Origin of the sequence: Tenacibaculum sp. FZY0031 (assembly GCF_036350695.1) — a bacterium.
In the GTDB taxonomy this organism is placed as follows: Bacteria; Bacteroidota; Bacteroidia; order Flavobacteriales; family Flavobacteriaceae; genus Polaribacter.
In genome coordinates this window covers 259,022-278,759 of the sequence record NZ_JAZDVY010000005.1, presented here as the reverse complement: position 1 = coordinate 278,759, position 19,738 = coordinate 259,022, and the positions used below count along the sequence as shown (strand labels likewise).

Below are 19,738 nucleotides of genomic sequence, written 5' to 3'. Positions count from 1 at the left end.
TCATTAGGCAATTAGTTTTTTAAGTTCTACTTGATTTGGGAATAGTTCTAAAAAGTGAGCAAAAAATAACTGTCTTGCCAATAATCGCTTATAGTCAGCAGTTCCACGAACATCGCTAATAGGCGAAATTTCTGATTGTAAAATAGTTTCGGCTTCTTTTATAGTTTCAGAATTGATTGTTTTTCCGATTAAAAAGGTATTGGTATTTGATAAATATTTTGGAATAGCGGCTACACCTCCTAAAGAAAAATGAGCATCTGTAATTATATTGTTTTTTAGTGTAATTCTTCCTGCCGAATTTACACTAGCAATGTCTAAATGTGTTCGTTTGCTCACTTTTTCAAAATTAAAAAAGTCTTCTGCCTGCGGAACTTTAAACTGTATTGATTGTAAGATTTCGCCTTCGTGTAAATCGTATGTTTTGTAGCCTTGATGAAACTCTTGAAACGGAATTTGTCGCACATTCCCATCTTCTTTTTGAATGGTTACCATTGAGTTCAATGCTAAAAAGAAAATAGACATATCGCCAATAGGAGAGGCGTTTACAAAGTTACCACCGATGGTTCCCATGTTTCTAATTTGTTCAGAAGAAACAAGTTTTAAAAATTGTTTGAGTTTCGGGAAGAGAGTTTGCAATTGTTTACTTTCGGCTATTTCGGTAACCGTTGTATTAGCGCCTAATGTGCAAAAACCTTTGGTAAAAGAAATTTCTTTTAAAGCGTTTTTATCGGTTAATAAATGTACATCTTCTTCAGCCATTTTATCAGCATGTTGTACATATATATCGGTTCCGTTAGCTACTTTTATTCCTGTTTTTTCAAATATTTTTGGTTGTATTTGAGCTAGTTTTTCAGGGATAGTTTCAAAATAATTAGGAATAAACCCTTCTTTGATTAACCAGTCGATTTGATGGTTCTTATCTTTTTTTTGTAGTTTTTGTGCTATTTCAAAACCAGCTTTTTCAATCGATTTATACCCCGTACAACGACAAATGTTTCCGCTGATAGCATCGTTACAAGAAGTTGTTTGTTTACTGTCAAGAGCATAACCAGTCATAGAAACCACAAATCCCGGTGTGCAAAAACCACATTGCGTCGCATAATTATCGGCCATTGCTTTTTGAACGGTATTCAGTTCTTTTGGCAGATTGATGCCTTCTACCGTAACGATGTGTTTTCCGTTAGCATTCCCTAAAGGAGAAATACACGAAGTTATACTTTGATAGCTAAGGCTACCGTTTTTTTGTTCACCGATTAGAACGGTACAAGCACCACAATCGCCTTCACGACATCCTATTTTTGTGCCTTTTAATTGTTGGTGTTCCCGAATAAAGTCGAGCAGGGTAATACCAGCGTTTGCTGTTGTTTTTATTACCTGATTATTTAATATAAATTGTATCATAAGCAGAATGCAAGATACGAAAATGTAACATTAGGTGAAAAGTGAGGCGCTTTGATTTTTAATTGTTACTAATTTTATAATAAAAGCTTATAACAACAAAAAAACCTCCAAATTTTGGAGGCTTTGTATGTATTTTAAGAAAAATATTAAGCAAATAAGCTGTCTATTTTTTCTTTTTCTTCTTGTGCTAAAGCAGGATCTACTAAAATACGACCACTGTGCTCGTCAATTGTAATCTTTTTACGGTTAGCAATCTCTAACTGTACTTGAGGTGGAATAGTAAAGAAAGAACCTCCAGCAGCTCCACGTTCAATAGCCACAACTGCTAATCCGTTTCTTACTTTAGTTCTAATTCTTTTGTAGGCTGTTAATAAATGCCTGTCAATAGACTGTGAAAATTCTTCAGACTTTTCTTTTAATAATTGCTCTTCTTTCTCAGTCTCTTTTAAGATAGCATCTAATTCTCCTTTTTTGTGAGCTAAATGCGCTTCTTGCTTAGCTAGTTTTTCTTTGGTGCTATCAATAACCTCTTTCTTTTGAGCAATTTTAGCTTTGTACTCTTTAATTCTCTTTTCAGATAATTGAATTTCTAATTCTTGGTACTCAACTTCTTTAGATAAAGAGTCGAATTCACGGTTATTACGAACATTTTTTTGTTGTTCTTCGTATTTAGTAATTAAATTTTTAGATTCTTCAATCGCTAACTTTTTATTACTAATATCAGTTTCTAAATTTTTAACATCCTCAGCTAAATTAGAAAGTCTCTTGTTTAATCCGGCAACTTCATCTTCTAAATCTTCAACTTCTAAAGGTAATTCACCGCGAACGTTTCTAATCTCGTCAATTCTAGAATCGATTAACTGTAAATCGTATAACGCTCTTAATTTTTCTTCTACCGTTACTTCTTTTTTTGCCATCTGTTAAATATAGTGTATTGGATTTGTACTCTTTTCGCTTAAAATAATTGCAAAAGTACTAAATTTTTTGCTAAGATAATCAACTAAAAGCTTTTTTGTAAATTGCTCACTTTCATAATGTCCTACATCTGCAAGTAAGATTCTTTTTTCTGCTTTAAAAAAATCATGGTATTTAAAATCAGCACTTATGTAAGCATCGGCACCAGTTCGTAGTGCATTTTTAATAGCAAAACTTCCCGAACCTCCTAACACTGCTACTTTTTTAATAGGTTTATTAAGTAATTCTGAGTGTCGCACACAACCAGTTTTAAAGGTTTCTTTTACAAATAATAAAAAGTCTTTTTCATTCATCGCCGAAGGAAGTTCTCCAATCATTCCCATACCTACATGTTGGTTTTGATTATCTAAAGTAATAACTTCGTAGGCAACTTCTTCATACGGATGGTTTTTAAAGAGAGCGGAAAGTATTTTTCCTTCTAAATAAGAATCAAATGTTACTGTAATACAGGTTTCTTTTTCAAACATCAATTCTCCTTTTTTTCCTACTGTAGGGTTCGAGTTTTCGTTTCCTCTGTAGCTTCCTTTTCCTTCTACATTAAAAGAACAGTTATCGTAATTCCCAATATTTCCCGCGCCAGCTTCAAATAATTTTTCACGTAAATTAGTTGCTTCTTCAAACGGAACATAAGTGGTTAGTTTTTTGATGATTCCTTTTTTAGGAATCAAAGTTTTCATGTTTTCTAAGCCTAAAACTTCTCCCATTTTAGCTGAAACTCCATTATTAACATTATCTAGAGCGGTATGCGTAGCATAAATAGCAATGTTGTGTTGAATGGCTTTTAACACGACACGCTCCACATAATTATTCCCGTTAATTTTTTTCAAACCGCTAAATACAATAGGGTGAAAACTTACAATAAGATTACAGTGGTTAGCAATTGCTTCATCTACCGTTTCTTCAAGCGTGTCAAGTGTGACCAAAACTCCAGTAACTTCAGTATTATAGTTTCCTATTAGCAAGCCAACATTATCAAAATCTTCAGCATACGAAAGCGGCGCTAATTGTTCAATATAATTGGTAATATCTTTTATGTGCATTTGGGTAATTTTCAAAGTATTGATACAGCAAAGTTACAAAGTTTAACTGTTTAAAAAGTTAGAAAAGTGAAGAAGTGAGAAGGGAAGAAAAGATAAAATAGTTTGTGGTGTAAGTGTAAAAACTAATTTATTATTTTTGGAACAATGAAATTACTTCGATTTTTATTATTTCCGTTTGCTGTTTTGTACGATGTAATCACCAGGGTTCGTAATTGGTTTTTTACTATTGGTATTTTAAAATCGACTTCTTTTGAAATCCCTGTAATTGCCGTGGGGAACTTGAGTGTAGGAGGAACGGGAAAATCTCCACAAATAGAGTATTTGATACGTTTATTGAATGATAAATATAGAATGGCCGTTTTAAGTCGGGGCTATAAGCGTAAAACAGAAGGATTTCAGTTAGTAAACGATACACATACAGCTGAAGATGTTGGTGATGAACCCTTACAGTTTTATAAGAAGTTTAAAAAAGTTATTACCGTAGCTGTGGATGCTGATAGAACGAATGGAATTCAGCAGTTGTTACAACAAAATAATCCGCCAGAAGTGGTATTGTTGGATGATGCTTATCAACATAGAAAAGTAACAGCGAGTAGCTATATTTTACTAACCAAGTACAACGATTTGTTTGTAGACGATTTTGTATTACCCACAGGAAATTTAAGAGAAAGTAGAAGAGGAGCTAAACGAGCAACGATGATTGTAGTTACGAAATGTCCTGAGAATTTATCCAAATCTACGCAAGAAAAGATAGTGCGAAAACTCAATCCAAAATCATATCAAAAGGTGTTTTTTACAACCATTGCTTACGATGAGAGTTTAAAAGGAACAAATGAGTTAACAATTGATGATTTGCAGGATAAGGAAGCGTTGTTAATAACGGGAATTGCAAATCCGACTCCTTTATTGAATTTTTTGAAAGAAAAGAAAGTAAGTTTTAAGCATCTAAACTTTCCTGACCATCACAATTTTACTCAGCAAGATATTTTAAAGATTGAAAAAGCGTTTAATGAGTTGCCGTCTGAACAAAAAATCATGCTAACTACCGAAAAAGATTATATGCGTTTAGAAGGAAAGGTGAATCCTCTTAATTATATCTCTATAAAAAGTCACTTTATAAGTGAAGAGAAAGCTTTTAATTCTTTAGTGTTGAGTGAAATAAAGAAGGTAAACTAAATCACTCGTTCGTCAGCTTTGTATGCTCCACGACGGTGTAAGATCCATTGCGCTTCGTCTAATGGATTCACTCCTTTAAAAGGTCTTGATTTTCCTTCTCCTTCAGGACATACGTCATAACCATGAAAAACCATTCGCAAACGGATACGACCGCTGCAAAGAGTATTTAATTTAATACTTAGGTCTAAAGAAGTGGCTACGGGAATTGTTCCTGTAAGATGCATCATATCATTTTGAAAAGAGGGAGAGTTGATAGTAGCTCTTCTCGTCGTAAGTTCTGAAATAATTTTACTTAAAAATTCTTCATTGGTTTTTATTTCAAAGCGAACTAACGGTTCTAACAAATGTGTTCCGCCAGCTTGTAAGCCTTTCATGATACCCATTGGAGTAGCTAAGTTAAAGTCACCAGGTCTTGAATGAACATTATGATCTTCTCCTTTAATCAATGTTATTTTTACATCAGTTACTTCCCAACCAAGCAAACCTTGCTCTAAAGCTTTTGGAATCGTTCTGGCTATTTCGTTTTGATATTTGTTATGAATGTCGTTTTTAGAAACCGTAGATTGGTAACTAACACCAGAATTTAAAGGAGCGGGCTCAATTAAAAAAGTCATGATTGCCCAACAAGGTTTAGGCATCCAATAACGAATGTAACCTTCTGCAGCTTTGCTTATGGTTTCTTTGTATACAATTTGAGGCTCTGTAAAAGTAGCAGGGATTGAAAATCGTTCTAATAAAACATGTGTAAGCACTTCAATTTGCATGTCTCCCATTAGTAACAATAATAATTCTTTTTCGGGTTTATGCCATTTGAATTGTAGTGTTGGATCTTCTCTGTCTATAATTTGTAAAGCCTGCGCTAACGCATTGTAATCTTTATCGTTATCAGGTATTACTTGTACACTTAAAACAGGCGTGTTTAATTCGGGTAGTTTTGGAATTCCTTCGGGGTTGCCAAGAATGTCTCCTGTTTTTGTATCAACAACACCTGTAATAATTCCGATATCACCAGTTTTAATAGTAGTGTCTATGTGTTTGGTATGATGAAAAACTTTTGATTGGTTTATTTTTGTTTCTACGGCTTGAGTATGATTATAAATAACCGACTTAGAAGATAATTCACCCGAAAAAACCTTTACATGCGCCATGACACCATGAGTTTTATGATGCTCTAACTTGTATACATAAGCAGAGGTTTCTTGTGTAGCAGTATTCTTATCTGGTTTAATGAAACTTGTTAATCCGTCTAATAGTTCCTTTACACCAATGTTGTTTTTAGCAATTCCAACAAATACAGGAGAAATTAAAACTTTGGAAGTGTTTTTTACAATAGATTTTATATAGGTCTCATCAGTAATGGTGCGACCGTTTAAGTATTGTTCTAACAGGTTTTCATCGGTTTCAATTAACTCTTCTACGATGGTTTCTTTTTGCTCTTTGGTAAGGGAATTATTGTGAAAAACAGGACTAATATAGGCAGTGTCTAATCCTTCATGATGACTGGTATAGATAGATACAGTTTTAATTTGAAGCTCGTCTTTTATTTGTTCCAAAACACTTTCAGTATCTGCTCCTTGTCGGTCAATTTTATTAATGAAAATTATTGTAGGGATTTTTAGTTTTTGCAAGGCATCGGCAATAGTTAAGGTGTGAGCTTGTACACCTTCAACAGCCGAAACAACTAAAACAACAGCATCTACCACACATAGTGTCCTTGCAACTTCACTAGAAAAATCTACGTGTCCTGGAGTATCTATCAGATTAACTTTAGTATTGTTCCAAATAAAAGAAGTGGTTGCTGCTTTTATGGAAATTCCACGTTCTTTTTCTAGCGCTAAACTGTCAGTAACAGTAGAGCCTTTATCTACACTTCCGATATTTCTTATAGCTCCTGTATGGTATAATAAATGTTCGGTTAAAGTAGTTTTGCCAGCATCGACATGTGCTAAAATTCCTATGTTAAGAATGTTGGAATATTCCATTAATCAGTAATATCTTATAAAAAGAGAGGTAATTTGTTAAAATTGCTCTTTTGCTTCAGTTCGTAGTTGTTTAATGTCTTGTTCGGCTTTACGTGGACAAATAACCAATACATCGTCTTTTTCTACCACAATAAAATCTTGTAATCCTTGAATTACTACTTTTTTACCGTTTTTAGTGCTAACCATATTTCCGTTGGCGTCTTTAAAAATAGTTGTAGCTCCAACTGTTGCATTTTGGTGAGTATCTTTACCAAGTTTGTTATATAAAGAACCCCAGGTACCCAAATCATCCCAACCAAAATCTACAGGGAGTACGTGTACTTTTTCAGAGCGTTCCATAATTCCGAAGTCGATAGAAATGTTTTCGCATTTTTCATAGTTACTTTTAATAAAATCATCTTCAAAATTGGTGTTGTACACGTTGTCTTCAGTATCTAAAATGTTGACCATTTCAGGAAGATGTTTTTTAAAGGAATCTAAAATGCTAGAAACAGACCAAACAAAAATACCAGCATTCCATAAATAGTCGCCACTTGCTAAAAACTGAGTAGCTTTTTCTAGATTAGGTTTTTCGGTAAACGTTTGTACCTTTTTTATTTCAGAAGCATTTTCTTCAAACTGAATATAACCATACCCTGTATTAGGATGATTTGGTTGTATTCCTAGAGTCATTAATATATCTTCTTTAGCACAAGCGTTAAAAGAAGTCTCTATATTTTTAAGAAATTCTGTTTCGTTTTCTATCCAATGATCCGATGGAGCAACTAACATTACTGCATTTTTGTTTTGCTGATGAATTTTTAAAGCAGCATATAAAATACAAGGAGCAGTGTTACGCATTGTAGGTTCGAGTAGTAGCTGTTTGTTGCTAATTTCGGGAAGTTGTTCTAATACTAACTCTTCGTAGCGTTCATTCGTGGCAATTAAAATATTTTCTGCTGGAATTAATTGATTAATTCTGTTGAAGGTTTTTTGTAACAAAGACTCTCCAGTTCCTAATAAGTCGTGAAATTGCTTAGGGTACTTTTCAGTACTTACAGGCCAAAGACGAGAACCTACGCCACCCGCCATAATTACTGCGTAATAATTAGTATTCATACAAGTATTATTTGTTTAAAGCTACTAGTTTCACTTCTGCATTTTGGTTGAATAAATATACACGCTTGTTTTCTAAATTTAAACATTCATAGCGTGTTCTTCGTTTATCACCTCTTTTGTATAGTTTTTCCTTGAATTGAAAAACGCTTCCATTAGGTATTTCAAAGATAAAGTTCTTTCCGTCTTCTGATTTTCCACCTCGCAATGCCAGTGATAAATTTACATCAGCATCGGTGCTGGCTTTTGGATTTTTTAAATAGTTGGCTAAAAAAGGGAGCATATTTTTGGGATAAATCTCAGGCTGTAAAAAAGGCAACATTAAATGCTGAAAAACTGTTTTCCATTCTTTACCATGCGGTTGTACTCTTCCAAATTTTTGATAGGTAACATGATGTGCAATTTCATGAATTAACGTTAACAAAAACTGATAAGGGTTTAAGTTGTTATTCACTGTAATTTGCATGTGACCATTAGGTAAGCGACGAAAATCACCGTGTTTGGTTTGACGTTCGCTTACTATTTTCAAATTGATTTTATGCTCAATAATTAAATATTCAACTAACGGAATAGCTTCTTCAGGGATGTATTTAATCAGTGTTTTTTTCAAAAGTCAGTTCGAGTGGTTTTTATTTTGAAATAAAATGGAAAAATAAAAATTGTATCGAGAACTAGCTAATACTTCTCGATACAATTTTCTTTTCAGCTATGTTGAACGAAAATCACTCGAAGTGACAGTCGTTATTTTTCTATGGAGTAGAACTAGAAACTTGTAAAACTTTTCCGTTGTAGTATTTATTACCAGTTAACGCAAAATCAAAAATATAATTCGCCATTTCTTTAGCCGATAAAGGAGCTTCATAACCAGGGAAAGCTTCTTCCAGCATTTCTGTTTGTACAGCACCTAAGGCTAAGACGTTAAAAGCGATTTGTTGTTCTTTATATTCTTCGGCCAGTAATTCAGATAAAGTAATTACTGCACCTTTGGCAGAGCTGTAGGCAGCTAATCCAGGGAACTTCATACTTCCTTGAATTCCCCCCATGCTACTTACAGTAACTACATGGCTACCTTTATTCATAAAAGGCAAGAGATTTTTAGTCAATTCAGCAACTGCAAAAACATTCACTTTATAAACCTCTTCAAAATCTTGTGTAGTTAATTGTTCAAAAGGTTTGTTGATTAATTTTCCAGCGTTGTTGATAAGGATATCTACCTTTTTCCATTCCGTTGAAACAAAATCAACCGCTTTTTTTATATCCTTTTCGTTTGATAAATCAACTGAAATAGTTGTAATGTTGGTGTGGTTTATTTCTTCTAAAGGTTTTGTATTTCTTGATAGAGCTAAGACTTGATGTCCTTGATTAGCAAACTGCTGCGCTAATTCAAAACCAATACCTCTGCTCGTTCCTGTAATAACAATGTTCTTCATGTAATTGTCAAAATTTAAAAAGGCAAGCTACATAAAAATCACTACATTTATTGCGTAATCATTCTTAAATTATCATGAAAAAAAGACTTTTTTTAGCGCTATTCTTAACAATATCAATGGCAGCATTTACTCAAAGTACCTATATGTTTTGTGGAAAATTAATTGATACAGAAAAAGGAAATATAAAAGAACAACAAACTGTAATTGTAAAAGGCAATAAGATTGTTGATGTTTTAAAAGGGTATGTGAATCCTGAAAACCCTGATGATGTAACAATCGATTTAAAAGATAAGGTAGTCATGCCCGGATTGATTGATATGCATGTGCATATTGAAAGTGAACACAGTCCTAAATCGAGGTTAGAAAAATACATTTTAAATGAGGCGGATAGAGCGTATAATTCTGTAAAATTTGCTGAAACCACTTTGTTAAATGGTTTTACAACAGTGAGAGATTTAGGAGGAACAGGGGTTAACATTTCTTTGGCAAAAGCAATTAAAGCAGGCAAAATTACTGGGCCTAGAGTATTTACAGCAGGAAAATCTTTAGCAACTACAGGAGGGCATGCAGATCCTACCAACGGAAGTAATAGAGAACTGATAGGAAATCCCGGTCCTAAAGAAGGAGTGGTAAACTCAGTTGAAGATGCAAAAAAAGCAGTACGTCAGCGTTATAAAAATGGGGCAGATTGTATAAAAATAACAGCTACAGGTGGAGTGTTAAGTGTGGCTAAAAGTGGAGACAACCCACAATTTACGATTGAAGAGGTAAAAGCAATTTGTGAAACGGCAAAAGATTATGGAATGCATGTAGCGGCTCATGCCCATGGAGATGAAGGAATGCAACGTGCTATTATTGGAGGGGTAAAAACTATTGAACATGGAACTTATATGAGTGATGAAACAATGGAATTGATGAAAAAATACGACGCGTATTTAGTGCCAACTATTACAGCTGGAAAAGAAGTAGAAGAGAAGGCTAAAGTAAAAGGATTTTATCCAGAGATTGTAGTGCCAAAAGCCTTAGCAGTTGGTCCGCAAATACAAGGAACATTTGGGAGAGCTTATAAAAAAGGAGTAAAAATAGCTTTTGGTACGGATGCAGGCGTGTTTAAGCATGGTAAAAATGGAAAGGAGTTTGGGTATATGGTGGAAGCAGGCATGCCTGCTATGGAAACGATACAGTCTGCAACAGTAACTAATGCAGCACTGTTAGGTATGAAAAATGAATTAGGACAAGTAAAAAAAGGATTTTATGCAGATATTATAGCAGTAGCTGAAGATCCAACTCAAAATATCCATACGATGGAAAAGGTTATTTTTGTAATGAAAAACGGAAAAGTATTTAAAAACTAAATAATTTATGATAGGTAATAAAAGTTCTAATTATAAATAACTAAAACAAAAAAGGAATACACATGTATTCCTTTTTTACCCTGAATAGATTCCTCAATCTATTAGTATTGCCCCCCGACAAATATTTATATATGTTGTTATTATTGATTTTCTTTTTTTAAAAAGAGCTACTCATTACTGTTAAGAAAGAATAGCTCTCAACTAACCAAACTAATTAATCTATTTATTTTATTACGATGAATGAAACAAATACACTACAAATATATGCTTAGCTCGTAGTGTACTCTGTTATAATTCGACGAATGGTTTGTTTGAATCGTTGAATGGAAGTGTTTTTGTAGATAAACTCTATTGGTCTAAAACGTAATATGTTGATATGCACCCATATCAGGTGAAGGGGACCTAGTAATTCCTAAAATATCTTCAGATACAGCAGATGCCTTTGCTTTATTAATAGCGTCACTATTTTCACCAATGATAAATTCGTTTCTGGTAACATCTTTGAAGTTAGGTTCTCCGTTTAGAATGTTGTTTTGATAATGTAAGCTGTCTTCAAAATTTAATTCATTATTATCAGCAAATGAATTATTGAAATCATTGAATTTTATTAAACAATTCTCAATCATATAATTAAAGGTTGTTCCATCAATTCTATCAAGAACAAACTCAACATTGTTATTTCCTTCAATAATACAGTTTGTAAAATTAGCAGCAACTAAATCATTAATTTCAGTTACTTCTTCGTTACTTGTATTGATGTAAGTAATGTGGTTATTGACTAAAACTGAAGGTAACTGACGAATACTATTGTTCCAAAAGTTAGCAAAAGTGGCATGGGTAAAAGTATACTTTCCTCCAAAAGTACAAGCTAATGCAGATTGTCCTGCACTACCTATTACTAAGTTCTCTCCTTCAATATGAGTGTTTCTACCTAAAACACCATAGTTTGAACTGTTATATATTTCAGTGTTTTTTATAGTTAGCGTAGGAGAGGAGGTATCTTGTCCGTCAACAAGGAGTCCGACTGTTCCATTTTTAATTTGAGCGTGATTCAACTCGTTATCATAGCTTCCCTCACGTATCCAAATTACTCCCCATTGCCCTGGTATTTCACTAAATTGATGCTCTAGTCGATCTCCTTCAAAAATGACTTTTTCACCTAGGGTACCATTTGCTTTTAAGTTAGCATCTTTATCAATAATTAAACCTGAGTTGTTGTGAAAGTGAATTTTAGCCCCGGCTTCAATAGTTAGAGTTTTGCTAGGGGGTACAGCAGCATAACCATAAATAACATAAGGTTTTTTATTGGTAAAAGTTAGTTCTTCATCAGTTAAAAAACGACCTTGTATCTCAGTTTCTTTACCATCAATAGTTAATGTTTCAATGCCTGAACTACTTTTAGAAGGAAAGATAAAATGAGCATCTTGTACCAAAGTAACCAAAGCTACATCTTGTTGATTCTCTCCTGTGTCAAACAGTATCTTATCGGTGTATAAAGGGTTGGTAACTGCGTTAACATCAATAGTGGTTTCAATAAATATATAGATGCTATCATTTGCTAAAATATCGATGTTGTTAAAGTTATCACCGGCTAAGCCATCTACGTTTAATCGGTAATTTGACGTATTTCCATTTTCTAATTTAATTTCTGGAATAGTAATGGTTTTGTTACTCTTGTTATATACTTTTAAATTATAAGTAGCAGAACCAATATTACTAAAAATAGTGTCTAGAAATACGGTGTCTTTGGAAAATTGTAGCTTCCCATAACTAGGAACTGTATTGAAGTCTTTTCTACAAGACATTACAATAATGGATAAAATAAGTGCTAGTACGGGAAGGGTATTTTTCATGGTTTTTGGTCGTAGATTATTGTTTGATTAATTCTATTTCGAATAATTTGCCCCAATGCTTTCCTGTAACAAATAAGCGATTGTTTTCAGCGTCATAAGCAATTCCGTTTAACACATCGTCTTGTGGTTCTAGAGCCTGGTTTTTTGCAACGATATCTCTTAATCCGTTTAAGTTTGCAACCCCTTCAACAACACCAGTTTCAGGATTGATAATAACTATAGAGTTTTGTTGCCATTTGTTTGCATAAATTTTTCCGTTGATAAGTTCAATTTCATTTAGATTATCAACAGGATATTTGTTTGTATAAACTTGAATACTTCTTTTTTCTTGTTGGGTATTTGCATCTAAAAACCAAACCTTGTTAGTTCCGTCTGTTTTAATAAGTTCAGAATTATTGTGAGTTAATCCCCATCCTTGATTGCTATTTGTATAATTAAAGCTTCCAAGTTGTTTAAAAGTTTCAAAGTCGTAAATAAACCCTTTTCTGGCTTGCCATGTTAACCAATAAATTTTATTGTTAAAAATAGTCATCCCTTCTCCAAAGTATTTTTTATCTAAATCTACTTTTTGTAATACGTCACCGGTTTTTAATTCAACCTTGCGTAAGGTAGATTGTCCTTTACGTCCTGTACTTTCATATAAGTACCCATTTTTATACTCCAAACCTTGTGTATAAGCATCTTTGTCGTGCGGGTAAATATTTACAATTTTATAAGAATATACAGCAGGAGCTTCTTTGGCTAATACTTCAATAGAGTTGTTTAATTTTTTTGATTTATTAGGGTAAAAAGCCAAAGCAGTAACGGCATGTTTTCCTACACCAAAATCAGCTGTGTTAATAGTAACACTTGTTTCGTTCGTGTTTACACGTTTGTTGTTTACGTACAATTGTACAGAGTCTATCTGTTCACCTTTTAATTGTTCAAACTTAATAGCCGCTTTTTTACCTAGTGTGGTTTTTTTAGTAGTATCTAATTTAAATTTGTAATTAGTTTCGCTACAAGAGGTTACGAGTAAGGTAGTTAATCCTAAGGTTAAAAGTTGATAAAAACGCATATATATAATGTTATTTTCGATAGTTTATAAAGATGTTGTACAAATTAAAGCAAATTATTTGTTTGCAAATTAAAAAAAAGGGTTAAATTTGCACCCTCAAATAGCCATTGCAGGTTTTTGATATATGAAACAACTATAAAGCTTTACCAACTTTATAATTTTTTCAACAAAAATAAAAGATTTTAAATTTACAAGAGATGAAAAAAGGTATCCATCCAGAAAATTATAGAATGGTAGCGTTTAAAGACATGTCTAACGGAGATGTTTTTTTAACACGTTCAACTGCTAATACAAAAGAAACTTTAGAGGTAGAAGGCGTTGAGTATCCATTAATCAAATTAGAAATTTCAAGAACTTCACATCCTTTCTACACTGGTAAGTCTAAGTTAGTAGATACTGCAGGGCGTATTGATAAGTTCAAAAACAAGTACGCGAAATTCAAAAAATAATTTCACGTATTTCAAATATAAAAGAAAGCTCTGGCTATATGTCAGAGCTTTTTTTATGCTAAAATTGTATTTTTGCCAGAAAAACAAAAGAGATGAGAGATACCATTTTATCTGTTATTATTGTAATTAATATATTATGTGGTGTGTTGGTTTATTTCATGCCAGATATGGGAAATTATATTTTGTTAACTGTTGCTTCAGCGGTAACTTTATTAGCAATATATGACGCCTTTATTCAAAAAAAGCACTCGTTAATGCGTGCTTTTCCTGTAATTGCTCGTTTGCGTTGGGTGTTTGAAGAAGAACGAGAAAAAATTCAGCAGTATTTTATTGAAGATGATTTGAGTGGAAAGCCTATTAATCGTGAAAAAAGAAGTATTGTTTATCAGCGGTCAAAGGAAGAAATTGAAACGGTGCCTTTTGGTACCCAGCACAATGTATATGCAAAGGGATATGAGTTTGTAAAACATTCGTTATTTCCTAAAGATCACCACCATATAAGTGGTGAAAGAGTACTTATAGGTTCAGATAAGTGTACCCAAAAATACAATTCTTCTATCATCAATATTTCAGCAATGTCTTTTGGGTCATTGAGTAAAAATGCAATTATGGCATTGAATCAAGGAGCTAAAATGGGCGATTTTGCTCATAACACAGGTGAAGGAGGAATTTCACCTTATCATTTACAAGGAGGAGATTTAATTTTTCAAGTAGGTACTGGTTATTTTGGAGCTGGAAAAAGTGTGAATGGGAAGCGCGTTTTTGATGCAGAGGTTTTTAAGAAAAATGCTGTTAGAGAAGAGGTAAAGATGGTTGAAATTAAGCTTTCTCAAGGAGCTAAACCGGGGCATGGAGGAATTCTTCCGGCAAAAAAGAACACAAAAGAAATTGCTGAAATTCGTTCTGTAGAGCCCTTTACACGAGTAGATTCACCACCAGCACATGATGCTTTTTCTAATTTTGATGAAATGATTGCGTTTATTCAGCAAGTAAGAGAATTATCAGGAGGTAAACCTATTGGGATTAAATTTTGTGTTGGAGATAACGATGAAATTGAAGCCATGATTAAAGCTTTTGCAGATGCTAATAATTATCCTGATTATATCGCTGTTGATGGAGGAGAAGGGGGAACGGGGTCTGCGCCGTTAGAGTTTTCAAACTACATTGGCACCCCTTTGTTAGAAGGGTTGTCTTTTGTAAACAAGATGTTGAAAAAATACGGACTAAAAAATCAAGTAAAAATTATTGCAAGTGGAAAGGCTATTGATGCTTTTGATGTGATTAAATATGTAGCTTTAGGAGCCGATGCAATTGGTATGGCTCGTAGTTTTATGTTGAGTTTAGGATGTATACAGGCACGTGAGTGTAATTTAGATACTTGCCCTGTAGGTGTGGCAACACAAGATAAAGATTTAGTAAAGGCTTTGGTAGTTAAGTATAAGAATATGCGTGTGAAAAATTACCATAATAAAACCATTAGCGCAATAAAAGAAATGGTGGCTGCTATGGGGAAAGATTCAATTGAGGATATAGAGCCAAAACATATTTTTAGAAGAAATAGAGCTGGAGAAATAACTTCTTTAGATGATATTTACTACGCTAAAGAGGAGGTTTTAATTAGCTAAACGTAGAAAATTAATTGGATACTACCGTAAAAATAAACTCAAAAACGTATCAATTACAACGTTATCCTAAGACTTCTGATAAAAGTTTACGAGCTTGGAGTAATGCTGAACTCTTAGTGTTAGATTATATAACTGAAAAGAATATAGAGCAGGTACACCTTTTTAATGATCGTTTTGGGCTGTGGAATTGTGCTTTACAGCATAAAAAAGTTACTACTGTTTGGACGTATGCTAGTCAGCAAAAAGCAATTTGGCACAACTTAGAATTGAATAATTTTTCTACGGAAGTTGATTTTAAAACTCCACTTAATGATTTGCAGCATGTAGAAGTAGCCTTGATTAAAATACCAAAGTCTTTAGAGTTATTTGAGTTATTCTTACAGCAAATTCATAAAGCTTCACATGAAAAAACTGAGGTTATTTGTGGTTTTATGACTAAGTATTTTTCTCCTTCTTTTATAAAGGTTGCTGAACAATATTTTGAAGAAGTTACGCAGTCAAAAGCTTGGAAAAAAGCACGATTACTTATTTTTAAAACTCCTAAAAAAGAAATTCAAAAAAAAAATCTAATTAACACTATCCAATGGAAAGACAGAGCTTTACAGCAATATTATGGCGTGTTTTCTTCTGGAAATGTAGATATAGGAACACAATTTTTTTTAGAAAATTTAGTGGTTAAACCAGAAGAACTAAGAGTATTAGATGTAGCTTCTGGAAACGGAATTATAGCTTGTGAAGTTGCCAAGCAAAATCTACAAGCTAAAGTAACTCTACTGGATGATTTTAACTTGGCTATAGAATCATCTAAAATTAACTTAGAAGGAAATAAAGCAGAATTTTTATGTGATGATACTCTAGAGCACATCAAAGAAAATTCTTTCGACTTAGTAGTATCAAACCCACCTTTTCATTTTGAATATGAGAATAATATTGACGTGGCACTCAACCTTTTTAAAGGAGTAGAAAATTGTTTGAAAAACAATGGAAGATTTTTGTTAGTTGCTAATTCACATTTGAATTATAGTACGCACCTAACAAAACTTTTTTCTTCAGTAAGTGTGTTGCAACAAAATAAAAAGTTTCAAATAATAGAATGTATAAAAAAACGCTAAGAAGTTCTCTTAGCGTTTTTTGTTTGATTTGTAAACTTTAATACTACCAATAATATGATAAACCGAACATTAAATCAGTTGAGTTTATATTAAACTGAAATGAATCAGACTCCCTATCTGGAAAATTACTTTCATCTTGGTCTGTTTTAGAATACCCTAAGCTACCTATATTAGCTTCTAAAGCGATGTTTTTATTTAAAAAATAAGTAAGTCCAGGTCTTATCCCTACAAAATATTGGTTGGTGCTTCTTTCGTATGGAGTAGAATTAATATTGCTTGAATAATCAGCATAACTATAACTAAACTCTCCTTGTAACGAAATAGTTAATTTCTTTCCAAGTGGAAAGTGTTTTTTAACATAAGGAAAGATTTGGTAGGAATTACCTTTTCCAATTTGACTCCCTGATTCACTTTTAGAATATCCATAGCCTACACCTAAACCTATAATTAAGTTGTCGTTAATAGTGTATCCTACCTTAGGAGAGAAGTTAAAGTTAAAATATTTAGAAGTTTCAGGAGAACCCTCAAATTCATTACTATTATGTCCTATAGAAAAATTTGCACTAGTATACCACGTGCCTTTTTCAATAGTTAACTTTTCTTTTTTTTCTTGCCCATAAGCAAATGACAATGCAAGTAGCATTGTCCCTACTACTAATTTTTTCATAATTAAATTTTCTTTTAAAGCAATCAAAAGTACTTGTCTTAAATTAATAAAAGGTTAGCTTAATGAAAAATCATAGGAAAATTCCTCTTCAATAATTTGTTCTGTACAATTTTTTAAATCGTTTATAAATTCATCAATTTGAGTTTTTGTTACGTTAGGCATACAAATAACATGAGAAATGTTCCCTTCAGTGGCTAACTGCCATTTATCTTTAATACTTTGTGGAGTTTTTGGTAATACCACAGTAATTGCATTAGGATTTCTCCAAGCATTTATTCCAATTTTTTGCAATTCAGCTTCGCAGTATTCAGCTATAGCTAAACTATGCTGATAACGCTGTTGTAAACCTTCAATACCTAACTTTTTTATGGCATACCACAAAAATAAAGGAGAATGCCCGTTACGTGAACCTGTAATAGTGGTGTCAAACGAACCGATATATGAAATACCTTTAGCAATTCTATCTCTATTCGATCTTTTGGCCATTAACACGCCAGTTGGGATTGGTGAACCAATAAATTTATGCCCACTAATAGAAATACTATCTGCGCCATCCATAAAATCAAAAGGAAGGCGAGGCTGCATGAATGGTCCGAAAGAGCCAGCTAAAGCAGCATCACAATGAATATAATGATCTTGAATAGCCAAATTGTGTAAAATCCCTTTTATTTTACCGATGTCGTCTTTAGCTTCTTTCATAGTGGTACCAAAAGTAGCCAATACGATTACAGGCTTATGACGATTCATACGAACCGTATTTTCAAAATCTTCGTAATCCATTTCACCATTTTCTTGTGATTTAATTACAATACTAGGTATGTTTAATAGGTGAATGTTTTTACGTACACTGTAATGAGTAGATTCAGAATAGTATACCATAGCCTTAGGAAATAATTCACGAGCAATGTATAAGCCATATAAATTACTTTCTGAGCCCCCATTAGTTACGTATCCCCAAAAGTCTTTTGGGTTTGCTCTAAATAGTTTAGCAAAAAAAGCAATGACTTCGCGTTCCATTTCATGAGTTCGTACACGGTAAGTTCCTTGTTCAAAAGGGTCCCCCAGGTTGTTAATTGGGTATTGAAAAAATGTATTTAATTCTGAATAATCAAAATCTTTTGATACAGGGTACCCTAAAAAAGTGTCGCGGGCAGCAGCCAATTCTTCTTGTAATTTATCTAATTTTTGTTGATTTTCTACTGATAATTTTCCTTCGTTAACCATGGGATTACAATTTAAGCGGGCAAATGTAAACGAAGCAATGTTATTTGTCAGGTTTTTGTTTAATATTTAGATTATTTTTCTGATATAATTATTTAAATAGATAAATAAACTGTTATTTCTTTTTTGTGTGGATAAAAGAAGATATATTTTAAGGTTGAGGTTAAAAATGAAGAAGAGAACGTAAAAAAAGCCCACCTAAGTAGATGAGCTTTTAAACTTTATAATTTAAATTTGATTAGACCTTATTCTGCAGCTTTATCAACCACAACACGATGCTCACGATTCGCAACTTCCCAAGCAGTATGGAAAACCAAACGAGCTCTATTTTCTAACATTTCGTAATTGATTTTGTCAGGAGTGTCAGTTGGTCGGTGATAGTCGGCATGTGTTCCATTAAAATAAAAAATAATAGGAATGTTGTGCTTAGCAAAATTATAATGGTCAGAACGATAATAAAAACGGTTAGGGTCGTTATCATCGTTGTATTTATAGTCTAAATCGATGTTTGTATATTTTTTATTCATCGCTTCAGAAATGTTATGTAATTCAGTACTTAGCTTATCAGAACCGATTAAGTATACATAGTTAGGATTTCCTTTATGGCGGTCGTCAACTCTACCAATCATGTCAATATTTAAATCAGCAACAGTATTGGCTAATGGGAAAATTGGGTTTTCAGTATAATATTTAGAACCTAATAAACCTTTTTCTTCACCTGTAACGTGTAAGAATAAAATAGAACGTTTAGGACCTTTACCAGCGTCAGCAGCTTGTTTAAAAGCTTCAGCAATTTCTAAAATAGCTACAGTTCCTGAACCATCATCATCTGCACCATTGTATATTTCTCCATTCTTAACCCCTTCGTGGTCTAGATGAGCAGAAATAACCACTATTTCACTTGGCTTTTCCGTTCCTTTGATAAAAGCAACAACATTTTCAGAGTCTTTTAAAGTCATTCCTCTACGATTGTTACTTAAATACTCAGAAGGTACTTCTTGAAAATAATCATTACCACCTAAAGGGGAAGCTATTCCTTGACTAACATAAAAATCTTTTAAATACTTTACCGCCTTTTTTTGTCCAGGCTCCCCTGTATTTCTTCCTTCAAATTCATCGGAAGCATAGATAAACAGATGTTTACCTAAATCTTTTGCCGTAATGGTTTGGGCATATTTTGCAGCTTGGTCTGTGGTGGCATCATTATTTGCAGTTTCTTTGCTAGAGCCACAAGCTACCAGTGCAAAAGCACTAGCTATATAAAGTAATTTTTTCATCAATAATTAAGGTTTGTTTAGTT

General features: G+C 33.1%; 17 protein-coding genes. 5 read left to right on the top strand and 12 right to left on the bottom strand.

The window, feature by feature from the left end:
• Positions 1-3: 3 nt before the first annotated feature.
• The 3 genes from V1T75_RS09100 to V1T75_RS09090 form a co-directional block, all read right to left on the bottom strand.
• Positions 4-1,401 carry an FAD binding domain-containing protein gene (locus V1T75_RS09100; RefSeq protein ID WP_330488236.1) on the bottom strand — a complete coding sequence of 466 codons (1,398 nt, stop codon included), beginning with the start codon at positions 1,399-1,401 and terminating at the stop codon, positions 4-6.
• Between the two features lie 146 nt (positions 1,402-1,547).
• Entirely contained in the window at positions 1,548-2,318 is a 771-nt protein-coding gene (locus V1T75_RS09095; protein WP_330488235.1) for a zinc ribbon domain-containing protein, read from the bottom strand.
• A gap of 3 nt (positions 2,319-2,321) precedes the next feature.
• Positions 2,322-3,416, bottom strand: a complete 1,095-nt coding sequence (locus tag V1T75_RS09090; protein WP_330488234.1) for a Nif3-like dinuclear metal center hexameric protein — start codon at positions 3,414-3,416, stop codon at positions 2,322-2,324.
• 144 nt (positions 3,417-3,560) lie between these two features.
• Between V1T75_RS09090 and lpxK the strand changes: the two genes are divergently transcribed.
• Positions 3,561-4,592, top strand: a complete 1,032-nt coding sequence (gene lpxK, locus V1T75_RS09085; protein ID WP_330488233.1) for a tetraacyldisaccharide 4'-kinase — start codon at positions 3,561-3,563, stop codon at positions 4,590-4,592.
• Here lpxK and V1T75_RS09080 read toward each other — a convergent pair.
• From V1T75_RS09080 to V1T75_RS09065, 4 genes are all read right to left on the bottom strand, one after another.
• Complete coding sequence (locus V1T75_RS09080; RefSeq protein ID WP_330488232.1) at positions 4,589-6,574, bottom strand: translation factor GTPase family protein; 1,986 nt, start codon at positions 6,572-6,574, stop codon at positions 4,589-4,591. The genes lpxK and V1T75_RS09080 overlap by 4 nt on opposite strands.
• A gap of 36 nt (positions 6,575-6,610) precedes the next feature.
• Positions 6,611-7,672: a mannose-1-phosphate guanylyltransferase gene (locus V1T75_RS09075; RefSeq protein WP_330488231.1), complete on the bottom strand. Its 1,062-nt coding sequence runs from the start codon at positions 7,670-7,672 to the stop codon at positions 6,611-6,613.
• Positions 7,673-7,679: 7 nt separating this feature from the next.
• Positions 7,680-8,279: a SprT-like domain-containing protein gene (locus V1T75_RS09070; protein ID WP_330488230.1), complete on the bottom strand. Its 600-nt coding sequence runs from the start codon at positions 8,277-8,279 to the stop codon at positions 7,680-7,682.
• 139 nt (positions 8,280-8,418) lie between these two features.
• Positions 8,419-9,099: an SDR family NAD(P)-dependent oxidoreductase gene (locus tag V1T75_RS09065; protein ID WP_330488229.1), complete on the bottom strand. Its 681-nt coding sequence runs from the start codon at positions 9,097-9,099 to the stop codon at positions 8,419-8,421.
• Positions 9,100-9,173: 74 nt separating this feature from the next.
• Here V1T75_RS09065 and V1T75_RS09060 point away from each other — a divergent pair, with 74 nt between their 5' ends.
• On the top strand, positions 9,174-10,454 hold the full coding sequence (locus V1T75_RS09060; protein WP_330488228.1) for a metal-dependent hydrolase family protein: 1,281 nt from the start codon (positions 9,174-9,176) through the stop codon (positions 10,452-10,454).
• Positions 10,455-10,810: 356 nt separating this feature from the next.
• Here the strand turns inward: V1T75_RS09060 and V1T75_RS09055 are convergent, their stop codons facing one another.
• Complete coding sequence (locus V1T75_RS09055; RefSeq protein WP_330488227.1) at positions 10,811-12,307, bottom strand: hypothetical protein; 1,497 nt, start codon at positions 12,305-12,307, stop codon at positions 10,811-10,813.
• Positions 12,308-12,323: 16 nt separating this feature from the next.
• Positions 12,324-13,364: a glutaminyl-peptide cyclotransferase gene (locus V1T75_RS09050; RefSeq protein ID WP_330488226.1), complete on the bottom strand. Its 1,041-nt coding sequence runs from the start codon at positions 13,362-13,364 to the stop codon at positions 12,324-12,326.
• 197 nt (positions 13,365-13,561) lie between these two features.
• On the opposite strand from V1T75_RS09050, the gene V1T75_RS09045 reads away from it, so the two are divergent.
• The 3 genes from V1T75_RS09045 (at position 13,562) to V1T75_RS09035 (ending at position 16,550) form a co-directional block, all read left to right on the top strand.
• The gene (locus tag V1T75_RS09045) at positions 13,562-13,813 is read left to right on the top strand and encodes a type B 50S ribosomal protein L31 (protein WP_047789607.1); all 252 of its coding nucleotides are present in this window, start codon (positions 13,562-13,564) and stop codon (positions 13,811-13,813) included.
• Positions 13,814-13,905: 92 nt separating this feature from the next.
• Positions 13,906-15,438, top strand: a complete 1,533-nt coding sequence (locus tag V1T75_RS09040; protein ID WP_330488225.1) for an FMN-binding glutamate synthase family protein — start codon at positions 13,906-13,908, stop codon at positions 15,436-15,438.
• A gap of 14 nt (positions 15,439-15,452) precedes the next feature.
• On the top strand, positions 15,453-16,550 hold the full coding sequence (locus V1T75_RS09035; RefSeq protein WP_330488224.1) for a methyltransferase: 1,098 nt from the start codon (positions 15,453-15,455) through the stop codon (positions 16,548-16,550).
• A 43-nt stretch (positions 16,551-16,593) separates the two neighbouring features.
• On the opposite strand, the gene V1T75_RS09030 is transcribed toward V1T75_RS09035, so the two are convergent.
• The 3 genes from V1T75_RS09030 to V1T75_RS09020 form a co-directional block, all read right to left on the bottom strand.
• On the bottom strand, positions 16,594-17,217 hold the full coding sequence (locus tag V1T75_RS09030; protein WP_330488223.1) for an outer membrane beta-barrel protein: 624 nt from the start codon (positions 17,215-17,217) through the stop codon (positions 16,594-16,596).
• Between the two features lie 54 nt (positions 17,218-17,271).
• Positions 17,272-18,441 (bottom strand): histidine decarboxylase, encoded by a 1,170-nt coding sequence (locus V1T75_RS09025; RefSeq protein ID WP_330488222.1) that lies wholly within the window; start codon positions 18,439-18,441, stop codon positions 17,272-17,274.
• 242 nt (positions 18,442-18,683) lie between these two features.
• Complete coding sequence (locus V1T75_RS09020; protein ID WP_330488221.1) at positions 18,684-19,715, bottom strand: M28 family metallopeptidase; 1,032 nt, start codon at positions 19,713-19,715, stop codon at positions 18,684-18,686.
• Between the last annotated feature and the right edge of the window lie 23 nt (positions 19,716-19,738).

Bases quoted from the DNA above. Each gene is read 5' to 3' on its own strand.
- V1T75_RS09075 (WP_330488231.1), bottom strand. From the start codon at position 7,672: ATGAATACTAATTATTACGCAGTAATTATGGCGGGTGGCGTAGGTTCT.
- V1T75_RS09060 (WP_330488228.1), top strand. From the start codon at position 9,174: ATGAAAAAAAGACTTTTTTTAGCGCTATTCTTAACAATATCAATGGCA.
- V1T75_RS09065 (WP_330488229.1), bottom strand. From the start codon at position 9,099: ATGAAGAACATTGTTATTACAGGAACGAGCAGAGGTATTGGTTTTGAA.
- V1T75_RS09055 (WP_330488227.1), bottom strand. From the start codon at position 12,307: ATGAAAAATACCCTTCCCGTACTAGCACTTATTTTATCCATTATTGTA.
- V1T75_RS09030 (WP_330488223.1), bottom strand. From the start codon at position 17,217: ATGAAAAAATTAGTAGTAGGGACAATGCTACTTGCATTGTCATTTGCT.
- V1T75_RS09095 (WP_330488235.1), bottom strand. From the start codon at position 2,318: ATGGCAAAAAAAGAAGTAACGGTAGAAGAAAAATTAAGAGCGTTATAC.
- V1T75_RS09020 (WP_330488221.1), bottom strand. From the start codon at position 19,715: ATGAAAAAATTACTTTATATAGCTAGTGCTTTTGCACTGGTAGCTTGT.
- V1T75_RS09025 (WP_330488222.1), bottom strand. From the start codon at position 18,441: ATGGTTAACGAAGGAAAATTATCAGTAGAAAATCAACAAAAATTAGAT.
- V1T75_RS09090 (WP_330488234.1), bottom strand. From the start codon at position 3,416: ATGCACATAAAAGATATTACCAATTATATTGAACAATTAGCGCCGCTT.
- lpxK (WP_330488233.1), top strand. From the start codon at position 3,561: ATGAAATTACTTCGATTTTTATTATTTCCGTTTGCTGTTTTGTACGAT.
- V1T75_RS09100 (WP_330488236.1), bottom strand. From the start codon at position 1,401: ATGATACAATTTATATTAAATAATCAGGTAATAAAAACAACAGCAAAC.
- V1T75_RS09050 (WP_330488226.1), bottom strand. From the start codon at position 13,364: ATGCGTTTTTATCAACTTTTAACCTTAGGATTAACTACCTTACTCGTA.
- V1T75_RS09040 (WP_330488225.1), top strand. From the start codon at position 13,906: ATGAGAGATACCATTTTATCTGTTATTATTGTAATTAATATATTATGT.
- V1T75_RS09080 (WP_330488232.1), bottom strand. From the start codon at position 6,574: ATGGAATATTCCAACATTCTTAACATAGGAATTTTAGCACATGTCGAT.
- V1T75_RS09045 (WP_047789607.1), top strand. From the start codon at position 13,562: ATGAAAAAAGGTATCCATCCAGAAAATTATAGAATGGTAGCGTTTAAA.